This is a genomic window from Hydrogenobacter sp. T-8 (assembly GCF_011006175.1).
GTDB lineage: Bacteria > Aquificota > Aquificia > Aquificales > Aquificaceae > Pampinifervens > Pampinifervens florentissimum.
Genome location: NZ_CP048795.1, coordinates 545,475 through 566,704, shown reverse-complemented (window position 1 = coordinate 566,704; position 21,230 = coordinate 545,475). Strand labels below are relative to the sequence as shown.

At 43.8% G+C, this 21,230-nt stretch carries 25 protein-coding genes and 3 tRNA genes; 17 read left to right on the top strand and 11 right to left on the bottom strand.

Translation table 11 applies throughout. The features are described 5' to 3' along the window. Positions 1–11: 11 nt before the first annotated feature. Entirely contained in the window at positions 12–665 is a 654-nt protein-coding gene (locus tag G3M65_RS03305; RefSeq protein ID WP_173833185.1) for a rhomboid family intramembrane serine protease, read from the top strand. A gap of 38 nt (positions 666–703) precedes the next feature. Here the strand turns inward: G3M65_RS03305 and G3M65_RS03300 are convergent, their stop codons facing one another. Continuing rightward, positions 704–1,765, bottom strand: coding sequence for a transglutaminase family protein (locus G3M65_RS03300; protein ID WP_173833184.1), 1,062 nt, complete (start codon positions 1,763–1,765; stop codon positions 704–706). 178 nt (positions 1,766–1,943) lie between these two features. On the opposite strand from G3M65_RS03300, the gene G3M65_RS03295 reads away from it, so the two are divergent. After that, a complete protein-coding gene (locus tag G3M65_RS03295) occupies positions 1,944–2,417 on the top strand; it encodes a cytochrome P460 family protein (RefSeq protein WP_173833183.1) in 474 nt (157 codons plus the stop codon). A 3-nt stretch (positions 2,418–2,420) separates the two neighbouring features. On the opposite strand, the gene G3M65_RS03290 is transcribed toward G3M65_RS03295, so the two are convergent. Continuing rightward, positions 2,421–3,050, bottom strand: coding sequence for a Crp/Fnr family transcriptional regulator (locus tag G3M65_RS03290; RefSeq protein ID WP_173833182.1), 630 nt, complete (start codon positions 3,048–3,050; stop codon positions 2,421–2,423). Positions 3,051–3,068: 18 nt separating this feature from the next. Here G3M65_RS03290 and G3M65_RS03285 point away from each other — a divergent pair, with 18 nt between their 5' ends. From G3M65_RS03285 to rpsT, 6 genes are all read left to right on the top strand, one after another. Then, positions 3,069–3,458 carry a RidA family protein gene (locus G3M65_RS03285; RefSeq protein WP_173833181.1) on the top strand — a complete coding sequence of 130 codons (390 nt, stop codon included), beginning with the start codon at positions 3,069–3,071 and terminating at the stop codon, positions 3,456–3,458. Next, positions 3,455–4,858 carry a replicative DNA helicase gene (gene dnaB / locus G3M65_RS03280; protein ID WP_173833180.1) on the top strand — a complete coding sequence of 468 codons (1,404 nt, stop codon included), beginning with the start codon at positions 3,455–3,457 and terminating at the stop codon, positions 4,856–4,858. The genes G3M65_RS03285 and dnaB overlap by 4 nt, the downstream gene beginning before the upstream one ends. A 15-nt stretch (positions 4,859–4,873) precedes the next feature. After that, entirely contained in the window at positions 4,874–5,722 is an 849-nt protein-coding gene (locus G3M65_RS03275) for a YicC family protein (protein WP_173833179.1), read from the top strand. A 21-nt stretch (positions 5,723–5,743) separates the two neighbouring features. Further along, positions 5,744–5,815 (top strand) — tRNA-Gly (locus G3M65_RS03270). 4 nt (positions 5,816–5,819) lie between these two features. Then, positions 5,820–5,891: transfer RNA gene (locus G3M65_RS03265), tRNA-Cys, on the top strand. 28 nt (positions 5,892–5,919) lie between these two features. Further along, positions 5,920–6,207, top strand: coding sequence for a 30S ribosomal protein S20 (rpsT, locus tag G3M65_RS03260; protein WP_173833178.1), 288 nt, complete (start codon positions 5,920–5,922; stop codon positions 6,205–6,207). Here rpsT and murJ read toward each other — a convergent pair. From murJ to G3M65_RS03235, 5 genes are all read right to left on the bottom strand, one after another. Next, on the bottom strand, positions 6,148–7,638 hold the full coding sequence (gene murJ / locus G3M65_RS03255) for a murein biosynthesis integral membrane protein MurJ (protein ID WP_173833177.1): 1,491 nt from the start codon (positions 7,636–7,638) through the stop codon (positions 6,148–6,150). The genes rpsT and murJ overlap by 60 nt on opposite strands. Continuing rightward, complete coding sequence (locus G3M65_RS03250; RefSeq protein WP_173833176.1) at positions 7,635–8,117, bottom strand: hypothetical protein; 483 nt, start codon at positions 8,115–8,117, stop codon at positions 7,635–7,637. Before G3M65_RS03250 ends, murJ begins: the two co-directional genes overlap by 4 nt. Continuing rightward, the gene (locus G3M65_RS03245) at positions 8,114–8,542 is read right to left on the bottom strand and encodes a hypothetical protein (RefSeq protein ID WP_173833175.1); all 429 of its coding nucleotides are present in this window, start codon (positions 8,540–8,542) and stop codon (positions 8,114–8,116) included. The genes G3M65_RS03250 and G3M65_RS03245 overlap by 4 nt, the downstream gene beginning before the upstream one ends. Beyond that, on the bottom strand, positions 8,539–9,072 hold the full coding sequence (locus G3M65_RS03240) for a hypothetical protein (RefSeq protein ID WP_173833174.1): 534 nt from the start codon (positions 9,070–9,072) through the stop codon (positions 8,539–8,541). The genes G3M65_RS03245 and G3M65_RS03240 overlap by 4 nt, the downstream gene beginning before the upstream one ends. Before the next feature lie 22 nt (positions 9,073–9,094). Then, positions 9,095–9,178, bottom strand: a tRNA-Leu gene (locus G3M65_RS03235). A 21-nt stretch (positions 9,179–9,199) separates the two neighbouring features. Here G3M65_RS03235 and thiE point away from each other — a divergent pair. Next, on the top strand, positions 9,200–9,793 hold the full coding sequence (gene thiE, locus G3M65_RS03230) for a thiamine phosphate synthase (RefSeq protein ID WP_173833173.1): 594 nt from the start codon (positions 9,200–9,202) through the stop codon (positions 9,791–9,793). After that, positions 9,762–10,676 (top strand): tRNA (adenosine(37)-N6)-dimethylallyltransferase MiaA, encoded by a 915-nt coding sequence (gene miaA / locus G3M65_RS03225; protein WP_173833172.1) that lies wholly within the window; start codon positions 9,762–9,764, stop codon positions 10,674–10,676. Before thiE ends, miaA begins: the two co-directional genes overlap by 32 nt. Here miaA and G3M65_RS03220 read toward each other — a convergent pair. From G3M65_RS03220 to G3M65_RS03210, 3 genes are read right to left on the bottom strand one after another with little or no spacing between them, the layout of a single operon-like run. After that, positions 10,646–11,350 carry an MvaI/BcnI family restriction endonuclease gene (locus G3M65_RS03220; protein WP_173833171.1) on the bottom strand — a complete coding sequence of 235 codons (705 nt, stop codon included), beginning with the start codon at positions 11,348–11,350 and terminating at the stop codon, positions 10,646–10,648. The two genes, miaA and G3M65_RS03220, sit on opposite strands and share 31 nt — an antisense overlap. After that, complete coding sequence (locus tag G3M65_RS03215; protein WP_173833170.1) at positions 11,347–12,576, bottom strand: DNA methyltransferase; 1,230 nt, start codon at positions 12,574–12,576, stop codon at positions 11,347–11,349. The genes G3M65_RS03220 and G3M65_RS03215 overlap by 4 nt, the downstream gene beginning before the upstream one ends. After that, a complete protein-coding gene (locus tag G3M65_RS03210; protein ID WP_254426303.1) occupies positions 12,577–13,959 on the bottom strand; it encodes a TldD/PmbA family protein in 1,383 nt (460 codons plus the stop codon). A gap of 45 nt (positions 13,960–14,004) precedes the next feature. Here G3M65_RS03210 and efp point away from each other — a divergent pair, with 45 nt between their 5' ends. From efp to rpsU, 7 genes are read left to right on the top strand one after another with little or no spacing between them, the layout of a single operon-like run. Then, on the top strand, positions 14,005–14,580 hold the full coding sequence (gene efp, locus G3M65_RS03205) for an elongation factor P (protein ID WP_173833169.1): 576 nt from the start codon (positions 14,005–14,007) through the stop codon (positions 14,578–14,580). Continuing rightward, positions 14,580–15,020: an acetyl-CoA carboxylase biotin carboxyl carrier protein gene (accB, locus tag G3M65_RS03200; RefSeq protein ID WP_173833168.1), complete on the top strand. Its 441-nt coding sequence runs from the start codon at positions 14,580–14,582 to the stop codon at positions 15,018–15,020. The genes efp and accB overlap by 1 nt, the downstream gene beginning before the upstream one ends. A gap of 1 nt (position 15,021) precedes the next feature. After that, a complete protein-coding gene (locus G3M65_RS03195) occupies positions 15,022–15,426 on the top strand; it encodes an OsmC family protein (protein ID WP_173833167.1) in 405 nt (134 codons plus the stop codon). Next, entirely contained in the window at positions 15,404–16,198 is a 795-nt protein-coding gene (trpA, locus tag G3M65_RS03190; RefSeq protein WP_343203645.1) for a tryptophan synthase subunit alpha, read from the top strand. Before G3M65_RS03195 ends, trpA begins: the two co-directional genes overlap by 23 nt. A gap of 4 nt (positions 16,199–16,202) precedes the next feature. Continuing rightward, positions 16,203–17,576, top strand: coding sequence for a signal recognition particle-docking protein FtsY (gene ftsY / locus G3M65_RS03185; RefSeq protein ID WP_173833166.1), 1,374 nt, complete (start codon positions 16,203–16,205; stop codon positions 17,574–17,576). 9 nt (positions 17,577–17,585) lie between these two features. Next, positions 17,586–19,952, top strand: a complete 2,367-nt coding sequence (lon, locus tag G3M65_RS03180) for an endopeptidase La (RefSeq protein WP_173833165.1) — start codon at positions 17,586–17,588, stop codon at positions 19,950–19,952. Positions 19,953–19,984: 32 nt separating this feature from the next. Further along, on the top strand, positions 19,985–20,167 hold the full coding sequence (rpsU, locus tag G3M65_RS03175) for a 30S ribosomal protein S21 (RefSeq protein WP_343203647.1): 183 nt from the start codon (positions 19,985–19,987) through the stop codon (positions 20,165–20,167). Here the strand turns inward: rpsU and G3M65_RS03170 are convergent. Next, positions 20,136–21,218, bottom strand: a complete 1,083-nt coding sequence (locus G3M65_RS03170) for a flagellar brake protein (RefSeq protein WP_173833163.1) — start codon at positions 21,216–21,218, stop codon at positions 20,136–20,138. The two genes, rpsU and G3M65_RS03170, sit on opposite strands and share 32 nt — an antisense overlap. Positions 21,219–21,230 lie beyond the last annotated feature (12 nt).

Sequence of the window (21,230 nt, the reverse complement as noted above, 5' to 3'; positions counted from 1 at the left end):
AACTATTGAGCATGATACCAATAAAGGATGTAAACCCTCACAGGAGCTTTCCTCTTGTAAACCTGAGCATAATACTGACCTGTTCCATTGTTTGGCTTTACGAGGTGAGCCTCTCCGAAGAAAAGCTCAACCTTTTTATATATCACTATGGGCTTGTCCCTATTAACCTTTTTGAGAGGCCTCAAACTCTCCTGACCCATATGTTCCTCCACGGAAGCTGGCTTCACATAATAGGCAATATGTGGTTTCTCTGGGTCTTCGGGGACAATGTGGAAGATAGGATGGGCAGGTTTAAGTATCTTCTCTTTTATATACTTTCAGGGCTTGGCGCAGCAGTAATTCAGATGTTTGTTAGTTTCCTGTTTGGCGGAGCGGATATTCCTATGGTGGGAGCCAGCGGTGCCATAAGCGGTGTGCTTGGTGCATACCTGTGGATGTTCCCACATGCGAGAATCCTTGCCTTGATTCCCATTTTCTTTTTCCTCACCTTTATGGAGCTTCCTGCGGTCTTCTTCATAGGTTTGTGGATACTTATACAGGTTATAAATGGGCTTATAACCCTTCCACTCTCTGGTGTTGGTGGAGTTGCTTGGTTTGCTCACATAGGTGGGTTCGTGGTAGGGTATTTACTTGCAAAAAGACTATATAGGAGAAGATGGTATTAGTGTTGGGGTAATGCCCCGAAGGGCATCCACCCTAATATCTAAATTACCTGCACTTTATACTTAGAGTGCTCAAAAGTAAGCTTGTATTTGTCTATTGCCTTGCCTCCCACTTCTGCAACAGGATACATGAATTCGTTGAGAGATTCTACGCTGGACATGGGAGGCTTCAGCTTAAAGTCCCTTGCATAATTAAAAGCTACCCAGTGGACATCCCACCCGCCGAACATAAACTCTCTTATCTGTGCCACTTTAGGATGCTTTAGGTCAAGCTGTTCTTCAAGTATTAGCTTCCTTACGTCCGCAGGGTCCGCAGGTATCCATCTGCCCAGATAAAATTCTGCCCTGCAATGCTGTGCTTTTGTGGCATCACCTTGAACAGAGGATATTCCCTTTGAAAGCTCAGAGGGCAATACCCTTATCCCAAATATTTCCCTTGCTGGTATACCAGAAGCTCTACATAGTGCGACAAACAGAGAGTTTATATCTGTGCACTTTCCGCCAAAATATCCGCTTTCCAGCATACTCTTCACGTCCCCGACACCACAACCCAAAACTTTTGGGTCTCTAAAGGTGTTTTCTACAACCCAGTTATATATCGCCCTTGCTTTTTCTAAATCCGTCTTTGCTCCTTTTGTTATTTTGTCTGCGTATTCTTTAACTATACCATCCGTCTGTATATGTTCCGTTGGCTTGAGATAAAGAGCCACATCCTCTGGTATTTTTCTATTATTAGCAGGTATAGTTTTCCAATCTATCTTATCTCTATTCCAAATTTCTACATGGAAGCTCACCTCTGCAAAGTTTCTTTCTGAACCACCCTGAAATTCTAAATACAGAATAGGGGTCTTATAGATATTTTCCTCTGTCATAAGAATTCTGGAAGCATTACTCCTTACCTCCACATCAACGAGCTTCTGATAGGAGGTGTTCATAGGAACTGGAATCCATAACCTAACGAGGTCTTTATAGGGTAATTCCGTGGAGTAGGTTAGCTTCAACGCTTTTTTATTTTGTGATGTCTTGCTTAAAACAGTGCCGATGGGCATAGCCATAAGCGTAATTCCACACACTGCTCCCTTAAGAAGCGTTCTTCTATCCATGGTTAACCTCCTTTAGTTTTTGGTTTCATGGCTCACTAATATAGAGCGACTTCAAAGACCTATCATCAGATTTATTCAAACAATCATCAAAAACCCTTTGAAAAATTTGTAACTTTGTTACAGACAACAGAAAAGAGGTATCTCATAATTTAAACAAAACCCTTAAGGAGGTGCTGTCATGAAGAAACTTTTAGCTTTGGGAATCATTGCAGGTTTTAGCCTTGCCCTTGCAGAAGCCTTCAAGGTCGCTCCTGAGAAATACAGGAGCTGGAACCATGTAAAGAGTATGGTAATATTTGACCAGAAGCATCCCCTTTTTAACCCATTCAGCGGTGTTCACCATGTTTATGTGAACGATAAGGGCTTGGAAACCATAAAGAAGGATGGAAAAAGGGTCTTTCCAGATGGAACGGTTATAGCCATAGTCTTCTACGAGCATGTGCTTGATAATGGTGCTTATGTAGAGGGTGCAAAGAGGATAGAAGCCTTTATGGTAAAAGATAGCAAGAAATACAAGGCTACCGACGGCTGGGGCTACTATGGCTACGATGGTAAGGGGAACAAATTGGTCAAGGACATGGCAAAGGACTGCCATGCGTGCCATGCTCAGGTAAAGGACAAGGACTTTGTCTTTTCTGTTTGGACTAAGTAAAGCTCAGGGGCGGGTTATCCCTGCCCGCCTTTTCAGAGCCTCATAGTCCTTAATAAATATCCTTCCTCTGCAGACCTCTATAAGTCCATCCCTTTCAATGTCCTTTAGAACCCTACTTACCACTACCCTAACACTTCCCACATCTTTGGCAATATCTTCATGGGTCTTTTCAATAAACCCTTTTCCTTTAGCCTCTGAAAGCAGATAGTGTATAAGCCTTTCCTCAACCCTATCCGACACCATTGAGTTGATTGTTCCCATTACGGAAAGGAGATTTTCTGAAAGGACCTTCATAAAAAGGCTCCTCCACCATTGATTTTCTTCAAACCATCTGAAGGCTATTTCCTTAGGCACCATAAAAATAACGGAATCTTCTTCAGCTCTTGTGTAGGCTGGATATTCCCTATTGGAGTAAACTGTAATCATAGCAAGCATGCACATCTGACCGGGCATCACCTTGTAGAGGGTCAGCTCCCTCCCTGAGTCGGATATAAGATAAACCTTTAGTTCACCTTCTTTTACAAAAGGAACTGCAGAGCATAGACTACCTTCAGAAAAGAGCAAAGACCCTCTGCTAACCTTCAGAGGGCGAAACATACCTTCCAGAAAACTTCTTATCTCTTCCGCTCGCATTGACTTAAAATATAAAATATGATACCCCTTTTTACCGAGAAAGCACCAAAACCTGTAGGTCCTTATTCTCAAGCTCTTATGGCAGGTGACTTTTTGTTTCTGTCTGGTCAAATAGGCATTGACCCAGAGACGGGAAAACTCAGAGAAGGGTTTACAGACCAAGTTAAACAGGTTTTTGATAACATAGAGGCTATACTTCAAGCAGGGGGTGTGGGTAAGGAAAGCATAGTGAGAGTTGTGGTCTATCTAAAGGACATAAGCCTTTTCAAGGAGTTTAACGCTCTTTATGAGGACTTTTTCAAGGATGTCCCTGTCAAGCCTGTGAGAACAACCGTTGAAGTAAGCGGACTACCTCTTGATGCTCTCGTGGAGCTTGAGATTACCGCACTTGTCAAAGAAAAGACATGATACCCTCCGACCTTGAACCACCTTATGACGAGCTTGCGGAAAGGGCGGTCTTGGGTGCAATAATCGCAGACCCAGAAACCATGCCCACCGTGCTTGAGCATCTCAGAGAGGAAGATTTCTATTTTGAAAATCACAAACTGCTCTTTTCTTTGCTTTACAAGGTTTGGGAAGACAAAGGAAAGGACTGGGACGATATAGTCCTCAAGGAATATATAGAGAAAAGAGGTCTGAAAGAAAGGTTGGATATGGCTTTTATTTACTCTCTTGTGGAAGAGGCTGCTACAGGAAGCCTTCTTGAAGAAGCCATAAGAAATGTAAAGGAAAAATCAGGTCTTAGGCGTCTCATGGACCTTTCTCTGAACGTGCTAAGGGGCATAAGGGAAGAGCCAGACCTTGAGAACCTTCTTGAGCTCTTAAATACAAAGCTAATAGAAATATCCGAAAAGCAGATAGTTAGCCATTACTGGCACATAAGGGATGTGGCGAGGGATGTTATTGATATTATAGAAAAGCACCGAAAGCAGGAAAAACTTATAACTGGTAGGGCAACGGGATTTCTTGACCTTGACACTCTAACCACTGGCTTTCATCCCTCTGACCTTATCATAGTTGCTGCCAGACCGGGCATGGGCAAAAGTAGTTTTATGCTCTCCATGGCAATAAACATGGCGATGCAGGAAAAAGCTCCAGTTGTCATATACTCTCTGGAGATGAGCAAGGAACAGCTTGTGATGAGGGCTTTGTCCATGCTTTCCGGTGTGCCTCTTCAAAACATAAGAAGAGGCTTTGTAAACGAGGAGGACAGGAACAAGCTCATATCCGCCGCTCTGGACCTCTCAAGGTGTGAGATATACATTGACGATACGCCGGGGCTTTCCACCACCGATGTGAGGATAAAGACCAGAAAGTTAAAGAAAGAAAAGGGTGTGGAAGTAGCCTTTATTGACTATCTTCAGCTCCTTAGACCTCCCACAAGAAGGTCTTCAAGACAGGAGGAGGTGGCGGAGATATCAAGAAACCTCAAAGCTCTCGCAAAAGAACTTGCCATACCCGTGGTGGCTCTGGCACAGCTATCCCGTCAGGTGGAACACAGGTCAGACAAAAGACCACAGCTTGCGGACCTAAGAGAGTCTGGACAGATTGAGCAAGATGCGGACCTTATCATATTCATCCACAGACCAGAATACTACAAAAGAAACCCATCACCGGAGGAGCAAGGAATTGCGGAGATAATCGTAGCAAAGCAAAGGCAAGGACCCACTGGGATAGTTAAAGTGGCCTTTTTGAAGGATACCGCCAGCTTCAAACCGCTTATGGCGGGAGTGAGTAGCCCCTCTGTGGAGAACTATGAACCAGAGTTTGAGGAATTCTCAGAAGACGAGCTTGACTTAGACTTTTAGCTTATAATCTTCATAATGCTCAGCATGACTGGTTATGGCTCAGGAGCCTTTGAAAACGATAGGTGGGCGGTTAATGTCTTTGTAAAAAGCCTTAACGGAAAGACCCTTGATATTTTCATAAAGTCCAACTACAACCTTATGTCCATTGAGTTTTCCATAAGAAGGCTAATAAGAGAGTTTGTAAGGAGGGGCACGGTAAACCTTCAGGTTGAAGTAAGGCGAAAGGACATTATAGAACCGGTAGACCTGGAAACCCTCTTTAGAAACATAAACTTTTTTAAGATACTAAGGGAAAAGTTAAGCCTAAGTGTAAGCGACGACATTGTCCTCCAGCTGGCAACGAGGTTTTCTGAGTCTCCAAGGGAGGAGATAGACCCATCCCTTGAGGAGGCAATTTCTTGTGCCCTGACGGATGCACTAAAGGAGCTCCTCAACAGAAGAGCGGAAGAGGGAGAGCATATAAGAAAAGACATGGAGGAGAGGCTCACAAGGATAGAGGAGCTACTTAAGAGAATAATGGATAGCAAGGAAGAGGTATATGAAAAGGCTAAGGTTAAGGTTATGGAAAAAGCGAAGGAGCTGGGTCTCTCCGAAAATAGCGCCCTTGTGCTTAATGAAATTGCCTTGATCCTTTCCAAAATGGATGTGGAAGAGGAGATAACAAGGTTTAAGGCTCACCTCAACAAGAGCAGGGAGCTCTTTAAGTCACAGGAGGATGTGGGAAGAAAGCTGGAATTTCTCTTTCAGGAAATGCACCGGGAAATAACCACCCTTTCCAACAAACTGCCAGACCTTTCTCCTCTCGCCGTAGAAATAAAGACGGAGATTGACAGACTAAAGCAACAGGTGGCAAACGTGGAATGATGGTATAATATATATACCTTAGCGGGCGTAGCTCAGTGGTGGAGCGGCTGCTTGCCATGCAGCAGGTCGCGGGTTCGAGTCCCGTCGCCCGCTTTTAGGCAACGTGGCCGAGCGGCTAGGCGAGGGACTGCAAATCCCTTTTACGGCGGTTCGAATCCGCCCGTTGCCTTGAAAGATAAAAGGTAAGGAGGTTTTGAATGCCCAACACAAGACAAGCAGAAAAGCGTATGAGAAGGGACGCAAAGAGAAGAGTAAGGAACAGGTATCATCTATCAAGGATGAGGACCTACATAAAGAAATTTAGGAGAATGGTAGAGTCAGGGCAGTTGGAAGAGGCAAAGCAGTTTCTACCAGAGGTCATAAGCATCATATACCACACCGCCTCAAAGGGCGTTATCCATAAAAAGGAGGCAAGCAGGAGAGCTTCAAGGGTTTCTACCCTTCTTAACAAGGCTCTTCAAAAGGTTCAAGGGCAGGTGAGCTAAGGGTTCTTTAAGCATAAGAAGGCACAGCCAATACATGGCAACTGCAAGGGGTATAGCATACAGCACTCCATAAGGGGAGGGTTTTAGTAAAAGGACAGAAATACACATAACCAAGGTGGCAAAGATAGACTTTATCGTGGTTATGAGGTAGGCTCTTATGTCTAAGTTTCTTTCTCTCCAAAAGTATAGCAAAAACCCTAAGCCTGCTATAGAGGAGCTTGCAGTTCCAAGAGCAAGACCCACTACGCCAAGTTTGAGGACAAAGGCAAAAACAAAGGCAAAAAGACCCTCGGATAAAACCGCAAAGAGAGAAGAAAGCACGGGAGTTTTTGTGTCTCCTCTTGCAAAAAAGACACTTGCCAGCACCTTTTGAAGGGAAAAGAAGACAAGACCCAAGGAGTAGACCGCAAGCACCTTGCCTGCTATTGCTATGTCTTCTTCTGAAAACCTTCCCCTTCCGTAAAGCAAGGCTATTATCTGATGCGATAGCACCAAAAGACCTCCAGTGGCAGGAAGGGCAAGCAGTGTAATAAACCTAAAGGCGAGGGTGATGTTTTTCTTTGGGTCTTGCCCGCTTGCCAAGACGGAAAGTAGAGAGTTTGCCATACCTACAGACAAGGCACCTAAGGGAAGCTGGAATATCCTGTTGGCGTAATAGAGGTATGATATAGCACCCAATGCCAAAAAAGAAGCAAGGAATGTATCTATAAAAAAAGAGAGCTGAGCCACGCCAAAGCCCATCAGGGCTGGAGTGAGTCTTTTCAAAAGGAGGTTTAAGTCTCTGTCTCTTTTAAGCGTTGGTTGAGGCACGAGCTTTTGAGAAACTACTGCAGGAAGATGAAAAACTAACTGGGCAAAGCCCCCAGCTAAAACTCCTAAAACAAGAGCCATATAACCCAAACTGTGAGAGGTGAGTGCAATACAAAGAGCCATCACTATGTTGAAAACCGCTTGTGCAAAGGCGGGGACAAAGAAAACTCCCCTTGTGTTCAATACCGCCATGAAGAAGGCACTAAGCCCTACAAAAAAAAGGTAGCTGAAGAGAAACCTTGCCATGAAGACTGCCAATTCAAAGTAGCTTTTACCTACTATTCCTGGAGCTATAAGCCTTATTATCCACTCCGCAAATAGGATGCCTGCAAGGGTTACTAAAAGATTAAAAAGTGTATAGTAGGTAAAGGTTGAGTTTAGAAACTCCTTTTCTGTTCCTTCCTTTACCCTTTTGGCAAATATGGGAACAAAGGCGGCGTTGAAGCCACCCTCTCCAAAGAGCCTCCTAAAGGTGTTGGGAAGCCTAAAGGCTACAAAGAAGGCATCTGTGATATGGGAAACGCCAAAATAGTAGGCTATTAAGGCGTCCCTTACATAGCCTATAACCCTACTCAAAAGGGTGGCGATGGAGAAGGAAATAGAGTGCTTTATTAAACTCATACGGATTCCTCGTATATTTTCCACACATTATTAGGGTTATAGTTGCCACAAGGGAAAAAAGTGTAGTGTTTACTGCCTATCGTAGGAGTATTGTATAGCTCCCCATAGTCTTTGAGATTTTCACAGATAAGTATTTTATAGCCTTGCTTCTTCAAGTTAGGAAACTTTCTTGACCTTGCGGATAATACTCTTCCTAATGCTTCTTTTGAGTTTTCATAACTAAGATAGACAGAAAGTCCACACATCATACATCTATATTTATTATCTTTTGCTTTCTTAAATCTCTCTTTGTTGCTTATGAAGTATGGATATCTATCAAATCTTTCTATCTCAAACCTATAGAAAATTCCAGAAGGTTCTTTCCTCAAGTCCGCAAGTAGATTCTTAGGGCAATCCTCTTTGATAGATTGAATTAGATTTCTTATTTCTTGCTCTACTTCCTTCATAAGTTTCCAGTATTCGTAATCATTGCATTTCATTTAATCAGGATATGAGGCAGTGGTGAGAATATAAATCCAGCTTCTCTTTTTATAATATCAGATAAATGCCTTATATAGGGATATACCAAGAGCAAGCCACTATTTTTTGCATAAGCCATAAGAAGGCTTCTTTTTAATTCCTTTACGTTTCCCTTATACTCGAGCTGAAGTTTATATGATATCTCTATGTTTATTTCCTTGCCTTCTACTAAGATTTTTTCTTTGTGGTTGTATAAGAAGCTAAGTTTACCATCTTCCTCAATCTTTGGTCTTATTGAAAGGTCAGCTTTTACTTCAACACCTTCGGCTGTATCCGATTCTTTTACATTCAAGGCTAATTTCACAAGACTTAAAGATTCTACATCTACATTTTCTAAAAAAAGCCTCAGATTATCCTTCAGTTTTTTATCTATAACTTTTCTCATGCAGCCTGCAGGAGGTCTATGTCTATACCTTTTTCGTATCCTATACTGTAGGGAGCATATACCTTATTTTCCAGGGATTTTTTAATTGACTTCTTCAGTCTGTAGTTTAAAGAGTTTACTTTCAAAAGGTTTCTGAAAGGTTTATCAAACATTGAACGAAAACCTTCAAAGACTTCCAGATCTTCAATTTCCATCTTAAGGGAATTATCTGGTAATTCAAAATCTTGTAAGGAATAATCGGTTTTTATAAAAAGTCCAAGGTTTTCATAAGGTCTTTTAACAATGCTTACCTTACCAGATTTAAAGAGGTCTCCTATAGGTTTATTACCCTTCAAATAATCTGCCAGTAGTTTGTTGGGAAGGTTTTCTATTAAAAACCATAGCTCTCCATCCTCTGTATCTCTTATGTAAAGGGCATAGTATTTACCATCACGAGAAACCAATTCCACTGGGAAGTCCAAAACATCAACTACTACAAACTTGGTTTCAACACCCATTATTTGAATTTCTTCGTATTCCCACACATACATTTTCAAAGCCTTCCTTTTTTCATGCCGGAGGCGGGAGTTGAACCCGCACGCCCTCACGGGCACTGCCCCCTCAAGACAGCGCGTCTGCCAGTTCCGCCACTCCGGCTCAGATGTTATATTATACACCATGGCTTTAAATTTGCCAAGACTTTACGCAATAACGGACAGCAAGAGATACCCAGACATGCTCCAAAGGTTGGAGAAGGCTCTCAAGAAGGGTATAAGAATGGTTCAGCTCAGGGAGAAGGAGCTTTCTGGACTTGAATACTATCAGCTTGCAAAGAAGGTAAGAGGGCTTACGCAGGACTATGATGCCATGCTTTTTATAAACGATAGGGTAGACATTGCACTGGCGGTGAATGCGGACGGAGTGCACTTACCAGAAAAGGGTCTGCCACCCAGCGTGGTTAAGAGGATAGCACCGAATCTCCTCGTGGGATACTCCGCTCACAGCCTTGAGCAGGCTCTCTGGGCTCAAGAAGAGGGTGCGGACTTTATAACCCTTAGCCCTATCTTTAAAACCAAGTCCCATCCAGAAGTAGAACCTATAGGTCTTGGTCTGCTGATGGAGGTTTCTCAAAGGCTATCCATTCCAGTATACGCTTTAGGTGGGATTACATGGGATAGGATAAAGCTATGTTATAAAAACGGTGCCTATGGTATTGCCGGCATAGGACTTTTCTTTGACCATGTTGATAGTAATTGGGGGACCCACGGGTAGTGGTAAGTCAGAGGTGTGCTGTCTTTTAGCAGAAAGAATTGGAGGAGAAATAATAAGTGCGGATTCCATGTGCGTCTACAGACATATGGATATTGGCACTGCAAAGCCTTTGGAATGTATGGGAAAGGTCAAACACTATCTGGTGGATATAGTAGAGCCGGGAGAACCCTTTGATGCTAAACTTTTTGAAGAGTTTGCTTTCAAGGCTGTAGGGGAGATATTAAGTAAGGGAAAAGTCCCCATAGTATGTGGTGGGACATATCTATACATTCAAGCACTGCTTTATGGAATAGAGGAAACGCCACCACCAGATTGGAAACTAAGGGAAAGACTCTACGAGATAGCAGACAGAAAGGGAAGTGAATATCTCTACAGCAGGCTTAGGTCTGTTGACCCACAATACGCACAGAAAATATCTCCAAAAGATACAAGAAGAATAGTTAGGGCTCTTGAAGTTTTCATAAATACGGGAAAACCCTTCTCCTCCTTTCATCGTTGGAGCAAGCCAAGGTTTGACTTTGTTGGGTTTTATCTTCGCTGGAGTTGGGAAAGGCTCTCTGAAAGACTTGAAGAAAGAACAAAGAGAATGCTTGAGATGGGACTAATGGATGAGATTGAAAAACTTATGAAAATGGGCTTTGAAAACTTTCTCACATCACCTCAAGCTATAGGCTACAAGGAGTTTATTCCCTGTATAAAAGGAGAAAAACCTCTGCAAGAGTGCCTTACTGAAATGGTAAAAAACACAAAGGAATACGCTAAAAGGCAGATAAGGTGGTTTAGAAAACAGGGATGGCATGAAGTGGACATGGAAAAGGTTGGTATAGAAGGGGCGGTAGAGGAGATATTAGGCTATATTGGCAACTCCTCTACCCTTTCATAAAGATTTAGAAAGTGGTTTTCCTTAACCCTGAAAGCAGTTCCTCTATTCCTTACAGAACCATTCTCTTTCAAGTGCATTCTCAAATCAATCCCCACATATCTTTCTTCAAAAGCCTTTATAAATCTTTCTGGAGTTGGGTTAGATAGAATATAAAATTTTTTATAATGGAAGTGCTCTAAGTTGTCAATTATTTTAGTTTCCGCAACGCAAAATAAAACAGTTGAGAGTTTTGTCAAAAACTTTGCTTGTATGTTAAAAAGATTATAGGACCCTAAGAGATTATTGTTTAAATCCACAATGTCTATAAATACCTGTATATCATCTCTTCTTAGTTTAATTGTTAAGCCACCAGAGTCCGTATTGTAAAACAATGTTCTTTTTAATGCTAACCTTCCATTTGCGTCTAAATAACCGTATGTTTTTATTATTTCCTTTAAGGGTCTTACCCAAACACCCTTGTTAAAGGTAAACAAGGTTACATAATTGCTTGAACCTTCTCTTGTAGCTTTTATTTCTATCCTTCCACCAATATCTGGTATAGCTAAATTATTCTCTGACACTCCCAGAAGTTTCTCTAATGTATATCCCACACCTGTGGAGCCAATACGCATGGTCATTACAAAGCCTTTTTCCTTAATCTCCCTTAGTTTTCTTAGCAAATCCGCTTTTTTCATTCCTTTTCCATAACTACTATGTATTCGTAGTGCATTGTGTTGCTTTTCAATCCTGCTTGATTTGTAGGAGAGTTCAAAAGCGGCATTCTTTTATTGTGAATTTTTCTAATAAATGTCCCTCTATGAACCAAACCTAAACTTTCGTAAATCTCTCTAACTATATCATCCATGGGTATATTAATTCCTGATACAGTCCTATTTCCAACAACAAAGCAAACAACTGCTTTCCGACTTAGGATATGCGTTATATTTTTACAGGCATAGTATAGGTCTATGAAAAAGTTAAGGACTTCTTTTGCTCTCTTTTCAGAAATCTGACTAAGTCTTAGAATTGTTTTATAAAGGCTTGGAGAAAAGTCAAAGGAAGTATTTAAATCCATATTTTTAGAACTTCCCAAAGATAGACTTTTAAGTTCTCTTTGGCATGTGTCTCCAAAGGGGTTTAATCCACTGAGCCACTCTAAACTAAAACTTGAAAACTGCTCGTATGCTACGGTCGTTTTGCTATCACCATAGGGAGGTGATGTTATCACTATATCCACGGTATCTTTGAGATAAAAACTTTCCCTTACATCTTTTCTATACACTTCCAGAATACCGTTTGGTATATTGTCTTCTTTGAGCCTCTGCATGTAGTCAAACAACGTCATTCCAAAAACTTCAAATACATTCGGATTGTAGTATTTTAGTTTTTTTTCATCAATTCTATACCGCTTAAATTCCCCTTTTCGATTATTAGAGGTACTTCTAACAGTTTGAGAGAATGCTACAAGTAAAAGCTCATAAAACTCTGTCCCTTTGTATTTTTTTATTACAGCCCTTAGCTTACCTAAGTTTTCAATAACTTGTGGTTTAAACCAATATTCAAGGTTTTTTACTTTTGGTATATCTGGTTGGCTCAACTTAGCTTCTTGAATTATCTCTCTTATTGGAATCTGTGCATAGAGTTGACAAGACCTAACCTTTGCTATTAACAGAGCAAGAGGGTTTATATCTATACCTATGGCTTTTTTGCCTGCTCTTATACCCTCACAAAGAGAAACCCCACTACCACAAAAAGGGTCAAAGAGAACCTTTTTACCCTCTCCAAACTCCTTTAATAACTCTCTTACGAGTAAATAATGGAGCATAGCTGGATATTCGTGAATTCCATACCTTCCATTACTTGCCTTTATACCTGCAAAATCCCATGAAGGCATTCTAATTTTTGAGGATATAGCAATCATCTAAACCTCCGTCCCACCCAAAACCATTGACCTTATCCTTAAGGTTGGCTGAGCATCTGTTACAGGCACACCTTGCCCATCCTTTCCACAGGTTCCTATACTCCATCCTAAGTCCGAGCCTACCGCGTCCACATCCATAAGAGCCTTAGGACCGTTGCCTATCAAAGTTGCGGACCTTATAGGATAGGTTATTTTTCCATTTTCTATCATGTAGCCTTCCATCACTTCAAAGACAAAGTCTCCTGTGACTGTATTTACCTCACCTCCCCCCATCTTTACCACTAACACACCTTTCTTTGTGTCCGCTATTATATCCTCTGGGTTGTCTTTGCCTGGTGCTATATAGGTGTTGGTCATTCTTACCATGGGAATGTGGGCGTAGCTTTGCCTTCTGCCGTTTCCAGTGGACTGCTTGCCTTCCTTCATGGCGGTTAGCCTGTCATACATGTAGCCCACTAAGTAGCCCTCCTGAATAAGCACAGTCCTTTGAGCTGGCACACCCTCATCGTCCACCGTAAAGGAGCCGTTATGGTTTTCAAGGGTGGCATCGTCTATGACAGTAATAAGCTCGCTGGCTACCTTCTGTCCCAGCTTGTCCTTGTATACAGAAAGCCCCTTCTGCACCAAGTCCGCCTCAAAGCCATGCCCCACCGCCTCATGTATCATAGTGCCACCCGCCTGAGAGGCAAGCACCACTGTAAAGGGACCAGCAGGTGCAGGCCTTGCCCTAAGCATAAGAAGGGCCCTCTCTGTAGCTTTTTTTGCTATTTCCTCTGGTGGAACCCTCTCAAAAAGCTCAAAACCACCCCTTATGCCCGCAGACTCGTAGCCTCTCTGCAAAAGCCCGTTTTCCTGAGCGACCACGTCTACAAAAAAGACAACCCTTTTCTGAGTGTCCTCGGCGGTCTCCCCAAGGCTGTTTATGACCATTATCTCCCTTGAGCGGTCCATGAGGACAACTGTCACCTGCCTCACCTTATCTCCATAGCTCCTTGCCTTTTCATTTGCCCTGTAGAGAAACTGAGCCCTGTAGTTTATGTCCATCTCGTCGGGGTCTATGCTTAGCTCCGTCCAGCCCCTTATATGCCTTTGCCCCACCTTGATAGGTCCATGCCCCAAGCCCCTTGCGAGGGTCCTTACTATCTCCATTAGATTTTCAAAGGTGGGTTCTGTAGTGTATCCGTAATAGGTTTTGCCACCCTTTATAAGCCTTATACCCACACCTTCATCAATACCCCATTGAACCTTATCTATTTTGTTGTCCTCAAGTTGAACCCTACATGCGCGCGCCCTCTCGTAAAAAATTTCTCCATATTCTCCACCCTGAGAGAGTAGATTAGAGAGTAGATAGCCTGATTTTCCCTTTAGCATTTCTTTGACCATCTTGAACCTCCAGAGGTTTAAAAATATATGCTAAAATCATATACCATGGGAGTGAAGATTGACATAAACAGCGTGCAGAGGGATATGTTTATTGAGCATAATGGCATGCCCCACAGGGTCTTGGACTACGAGCATGTGAAACCCGGTAAGGGTCAGGCTTTTGTGAGGGTCAAGGCAAAAAACATGCAGACGGGCAACGTAATTGAGATTACCTACAAGTCCTCTGATGCCATTGAGCTTGCGGACTTTGAGCAGGTCTTTGCGGAGTATTCCTACTCTGACGGAGACTACTACTATTTTGTGAGCCAAACTACATACGAGATGGTCCCTGTTTCTGCGGACAATATAAGGGAGGAGACCAAGTTCCTCAAAGAGGGTATGACGGTGGTGGTCTTTTTCTACAAGGGACAGCCCATAGGCATTGAACTTCCCAAACAGGTGGAGCTTGCAGTGGTGGAAACCGAGCCAGCCTTTAAGGGAGACACAGCGGCAGGTGGTTCAAAGCCTGCCAAACTGGAAACCGGTGCAGTGGTGCAGGTGCCCTTCTTTGTAAAGGAGGGAGACATAGTAAAGGTGGACACACGCACGGGAGCTTACATAGAGGTGGTAAAGAGAGCCTGATGGATAGGGACTTCATAAGGGAAATAATAAACCTTGTCAAGGGAAGCGATATAAAACAGCTCACCATAGAGGCGGAGGGCTTTAAACTCTTCATAGAAACCCATCAGAAGGAGGTGCTACAAAGGGTAGAGGTGCCTTACAAAGAGGTCCGATACCAAGAGCTTTTGCCTCCTTCCGAAGAGGCGCCTCAGGATAACCTGCATGTAATAAAGAGCCCCCTTGTGGGCACCTTTTACAGGTCTCCGTCGCCGGGTGCACCGCCCTTTGTGGAGGTGGGTGATATAGTGTCTCCCGGTCAGGTGCTTTGCATAGTAGAAGCCCTAAAGGTGATGAACGAGATAGAGAGCGATGTGAGGGGTAAGGTGGTAAAGATACTTGTGGAAAACGGAGAAACGGTGGAATACGGTCAGCCCCTCTTTATCATAGATACGAGCGTGTAAGATGGAAGAGAAAAGGGTCAGCCTTAGGCTTTCTGAGCTTGAGCATACATACAGGGCTCAAACGAGCTTTGGAGAGCTTTTGGTGGGTGAGCAGGGCTACAGACCTATGGAGCTTGTGCTTGTTGCCCTCGCAGGCTGTAGTGGTGTGGACATCTCCAACATACTCAAAAAGAAAAGGCAGGAAGTCAAAGACATACAAATTGAAGTCTCTGGAACAAGAAGGGAGGAGCATCCGAGGGTTTACGAGAGGATAATGCTCAAGTATAAAGTCTATGGGAAGAATATAAAGGAGAAGGCAGTGGAAGAGGCGGTAAGGCTATCGGTTGAGAAATACTGCAGTGTTTACGCTATGCTTAGCAAAGCCTGTCAGATAGAGGTTAGCTTTGAAGTGTTCCATGAGGCTTGAAGGTTTTTGGAAGAAAAACAAAAAGGCTCTGGTCTCTTATATGATGGTGGGCTATCCCGACTATGAGACCTCTCTGGAGGCTTTCAGAGTTCTTCTCAGAGAGGGAACGGATATATTGGAGATAGGCTTTCCCTTCTCAGACCCTGTGGCGGATGGACCTACAATACAGACTGCTCATGAGGTAGCATTAAGAAATGGCATAAGGTCTAAGCATGTCTTTGAGCTCTCTTTGAGGCTAAGAGAAGAATTTTCAGAAAAACCTTTTCTGCTCATGACTTACTACAACCCAATATTTCGCATAGGCTTGGAAAACTTCTGCAGAAGGGCAAAGGACAGTGGAATAGATGGCTTTATAGTCCCTGACCTGCCACCAGAAGAGGGAATTGAGCTAAAAGGTGTTTGTGAGAAACTTGGTCTTTCTGTGGTCTTCCTTGCATCGCCCACAAGCACAGAGGGAAGGCTCAGGCTCATATGTGAAAGCTCAGACCATATGGTTTACTTTGTATCTTTGACTGGCACCACAGGTGCAAGGGAAGAGCTTCCTATACAAAGGCTTAGGGAGAGCCTAAAGCTCTACAGGTCTGTTTGTAAAAAGCCGGTGGTGGTAGGCTTTGGTATTTCAAAGCCCCAGCAGGCAAAGGAGGTGGCAAGCCTTGCGGATGGTGTGGTGGTGGGTAGCCATTTTGTCAGGCTTGCAGGCGAAAGAAGCCTTAAGGAGCTTTCAAAGCATGTGAAAGGCATAAAGAATGCCCTTGAGGATGTAAAATATTAATTCTATGCTCTTTTGGAGGAAGTCAGAAGAAGAGAAGCTCGCAGAGAAGGGAAACAAGAACGCCATACTGGCTCTCATAGAAAAGGGTAAGAAGGAAAGGGCTATTGAGATATTGGAAAGGTTTAAGGAAAACCCAGAGCTGAGGGGTCTTCTCTTTAGGCTATACATGGAGGAGGGCAAATACTACTACGCCTATCAGCTTATAGAGCATTACGACCCTGAGCTTGCAACCGCTAAGGAGAAGGCTCTTATATATGAGAGAGTGGGAGAGTTAGAAAAGTCCGCAGTTGAGTATGCAAAGCTCGGGGACTGGGAGAGCCTAAAAAAGGCAGGTCTTTTGCTCTACGAGGCAAAAAAGCCAGAAAAGGCTCTTGAGCTTTTAAACCGTTCTATAAAACTTGCACCAGCCCTCAAAAGGCAGGAGGTAGAGGAGGTCATAAGAAAGATACAGGAGGAGCTCGGTCTTATACAAAAGGAGAGCTTTCTGGAAAAGCTCAAAAGAGGTCTGAAAAAGACAAAGGAAGCGGTAGAGTTTGGTATACTCTTTGCAGGTAGAAAAATAGACGAGGAGCTCTTTGAGGAGTTGGAGGAGAAGCTCATAAGGGCAGATGTGGGAGCTAAAAGCTCCCTTCAAATAGTGGAAGAGCTAAGGAAAGAAGCCATAAGAAAAAACCTTAAAACCTCAGACCAGCTCTCTGGGCTTTTAAAACAGGCAATACTTTCTCAGATAAGCAGGTGCGAAGCACCCTTAAAAGAACCTCATGAGGGCATAAGCCTCTATCTCTTTCTTGGTGTAAACGGCTCAGGAAAGACAACCACCATAGGAAAGCTCGCCCATAGGTTTGTAAAAGAAGGTAAAAGGGTTCTCCTTGTAGCAGGAGACACCTTCAGGTCTGCGGCTATAGAACAGCTTGAGGTCTGGGCTCAGAGGAGTGGTGCGGACATATTTAAAAAGCACGAAGGTGCAGACCCCGCCTCTGTGGTTTACGAGGCCTTGCAGAAGGCTATCTCAGAGGGTTATCAGGTTGTGCTTATAGACACTGCTGGTAGGCTTCACACAAAAGAACCTCTTATAAGAGAGCTTAGGAAGATAAGGGATGTTATAAAAAGGTTTTTGCCACAAGAGCCTACAGAAACCCTCCTTGTGCTGGACGCTACAATAGGTCAGAACTCCATACAGCAAGCCAAGGTTTTCAAGGAGGCGGTTGAGGTAACGGGGCTTGTGCTTACAAAGCTGGACGGCTCCGCAAAGGGTGGTGCGGTGGTGCCTATATGCAAGGAGCTGGGCATTCCCGTGAAGCTCATAGGGGTGGGTGAGGGGATAGAGGACCTTCAACCCTTTGTGGCGGAGGATTTTATAGAAGAGTTAATCTCTTAGGAGGTAGGTATGTTTCCAGAAGAGTTTGTAAGGGTTCCGGAGGTGCCTTCAGAAGCCTTTGAGGTTCCAGTGATGCCCCTCAGGGACCTGGTGGTCTTTCCCACCATGGTGGTCCCCCTCTTTGTGGGAAGAAGCTTTTCCATAAGAGCGGTAGAAGAAGCCTTAAAGAAGGACAGGCTTATATTCCTCCTACTGCAGAAGGACAAGGCGGTGGAATCTCCGGGCATGGAAGACCTTTACGAGATTGGCACCATAGCCCACGTGGTAAGGTCTGCACCCATAGAGGAAAATAGGCTAAAGATACTGGTACAGGGTATAAAGAGGGCAAGGCTTTTAGAATACAAACAGGCTGGGGATTACTATGTGGCAAGGATTCAGCCCTTGGAAGAGCAGGAGCTTGACCCCGAAAACCTCTCCAGTGAAGTAAAAGCTTACATAAGGTCCCTAAAGGAACAGCTTGACACTGCCATCTCCCTCGGCAAGCAGGTCATACCAGACCTCATAATGCTTATAAAGGACATTGAAGACCCAGGCAAGCTCGCAGACCTGACCGCATCCATATTGGACATAAAGGCGGTAGAAGCCCAGAGGGTTCTTGAAACCCTTGACCCTGTAGAAAGGCTCAAGCTTGTTCATCAATATCTCCAGAGCGAGGTGGGGCTTTTGGAGGTTCAAAGCAAGATAAGAGGGGTCGCAAGGGAGAGGATAGAAAAGGAGCAGAGGGAATACTTCCTAAGACAACAGCTCAAGGCAATACTGGAGGAGCTGGGCGAAGGAGATGAACGTAGGGCGGAGATAGAGGAGTACAAGAAAAAACTAAGCAAGCTAAAGCTCCCAAAGGAAGCCAGGGAGGAAGTAGACAAGCAGATAAGGAGGCTTGAAAAGCTACATCCCGAATCCGCAGAAGCGGGGGTTCTAAGGACTTGGCTTGAGTGGGTCCTTGACCTGCCTTGGGATAAAAGCACTAAAGACCGCTATGACCTTGACAAGGCAAGGGAAATATTGGACAGAGACCACTACAACCTAGAAAAGGTAAAGGACAGGATAATTGAATACCTGGCGGTGAAAAAGCTCACAAAGGGCAAAAGCCATGCGGTGCAGATACTTTGCTTTGTAGGACCGCCCGGCGTGGGAAAGACCTCCCTTGGACGGTCCATAGCCGAGTCCTTGGGCAGAAAATTTGTCCGCATATCCTTGGGTGGCATAAGAGATGAGGCGGAAATAAGGGGACACAGGAGGACCTATGTGGGTGCCATGCCCGGCAGGATAATACAAGCGGTGAAGCAGGGTGGGACAAAAAACCCTCTTATTGTGCTTGATGAGGTGGACAAGCTCTCCTTGTCCTTTCAGGGCGACCCGGCGGCAGCCCTCCTTGAGGTGCTTGACCCAGAGCAGAACAAGAATTTTGTAGACCTTTACATAGGTTTGCCCTTCGACCTATCTGAGGTCTTTTTCATATGCACCGCAAACCGTGTGGACACCATACCCAGACCTCTTTTGGACAGGATGGAGGTAATACACCTCTCAGGATACTCAGAGGAGGAGAAGGTCTTTATCGCCAAAAACCACCTTCTTCCAAAACTCTTACCAGAGCACGGCTTTAAAATGGAAGAGGTCCTCTTCCACGACGATGCCCTTTTAGAGGTCATAAGGGGCTACACAAGGGAGTCCGGCGTTAGAAACCTACAAAGACAGCTCAGCTCCATACTTAGGAAGTTGGCTCTCAAAAAGCTCAAGGGCGAGCCATTGCCTTTTGAGGTAAGGGCTGGGGACATAAAGGGATTTCTGGGTGTTTCAAAGAGGTTTACCGTATCAGAAGAAAAGCCCATGGTAGGCATAGCGGTGGGGCTTGCGTGGACGGAGGTAGGAGGTGAGATAATGATAATAGAAGCCACCAAGTTCAAAGGTAAGGGAAGCCTCATACTTACAGGCTCTCTGGGGGACATAATGAAAGAATCCGCCCAAGCGGCACTATCCTACATAAAGTCAAGAGCGGAGGACTATGGCATAGACCCAGAAACCTTTTCAAACTACGATGTTCATGTGCATGTGCCAGAGGGAGCTGTGCCAAAGGATGGTCCCTCTGCTGGCGTGACCCTTGCGGTAGCCCTTCTTTCTCTTTTCACGGGGAAGGAGGTAAGGACGGACATAGCCATGACAGGAGAGGTTACACTCAGGGGAAGGGTGTTGCCCGTGGGAGGTCTAAAGGAGAAGATACTGGCAGCCAAGAGAGCGGGTATATACGAGGTTATACTTCCCTCAAAAAACAGGGATGAGGTGATGGAAGACCTGCCAGAGTATGTAAGAGACAAGATGACCCTGCACTTTGTGGAGAACCTTAGCGAGGTTTTTGGTATAATATTTGGCAAAACTTAAGGAGGTGAATAGGTTTGGCTATAGTTCAAGTGATGGAAAACGAGCCCTTTGAGAAGGCATTTAAGAGGTTTAAAAGGATAGTGGAGAAGGAAGGCATACTTACAGAAGTTAAAAGAAGACAGTTTTATGAAAAGCCCAGCGAGAAGAAAAAGAGGAAAGAGAGGCAGGCAAGAAAGAGGATAATCAAAGCCCTGAAGAAGAGGAGCCTTCTCTAAGCTCACCCATCTTGTAGGCTCTTAGTATTTCCCTTTGCTCTTCTATTATAAACTTTCTTATGTAGTCTTCGTCCGCCTTGCTAAGATTTGCAAACTTTATGCCTAGGCATGTCCTGCTTGGTGAGCTTCTTACGTTCTTTACAATCCCGAAAACCTTTATAGGGTAGGACTTTATCTCAAATTGTATGAAAACTCTTTCCTCAACCCTTACATCTGTAAAACTTGAAAGACATACCCTTATGCCCTGAACACTCAAATCCTCTATAGTGCCTTCTATGAATTCTTCTGGTTCTTCAAACGAAAGTGCACTGCTATCTTTGTATATATGTATCTTTGCAGGTATTTTCACCTTCCATCGAAGGCTCTCTCTTAGCTGAATTTTTGACAGTTTGTCTGTATGGGGTAATACTATAACTAACTTTGTCCCATCTCTGTAGGTCCTTAGCACATCGCCTTGAAAATAATACCTACCATCGCCTTCCCTTAGAAAGGAAAACTTAACTTTTTCCCCGGGCTGTATAGGCTTAAGAGGTGTATCGAGCACTGCTATATGCAATTCAAGCTCGTTCTTTTCCCAAACTGCGGAGCTGTAAGCCTGGTTTTCGTAGGTTATAAAACCTGTCTGATAAAGGTCTATATCCTTTGTGCTACTGAGAGGTAGAAACCAAGGGAGGCTATCAAACCTGAGCTTTTTTCTTATCTCTGTTACCATTTCTATTTTTGATGCATCTTCCTTCACAAGTTTTGATATACATCTTTCAAATACCACTTTTGCCTGCATTATCTTAATGGGTTCTTTGGTAATGTTTGCGCATTTCCAAAGAAGGTTAATTTCCTCCTTTTCAAGCCCCAGAGATTTTCCCACAGTAAAAAATTCCCTTCTGAGGTCCACCTTAGCCCTATATCTTGACCAGAGATAAGGAAGGACTATGAGAAACCCTACTGCGAGAGAAAAAAGCAAAACCACAAAAAGCACATCAGAAAGGCTTGGAGACTTAAACATATACCTAGTCGCTTCCCTAAAGGTTTCAAACCCTCCCTGATATTCCATGTTAGCACCTTT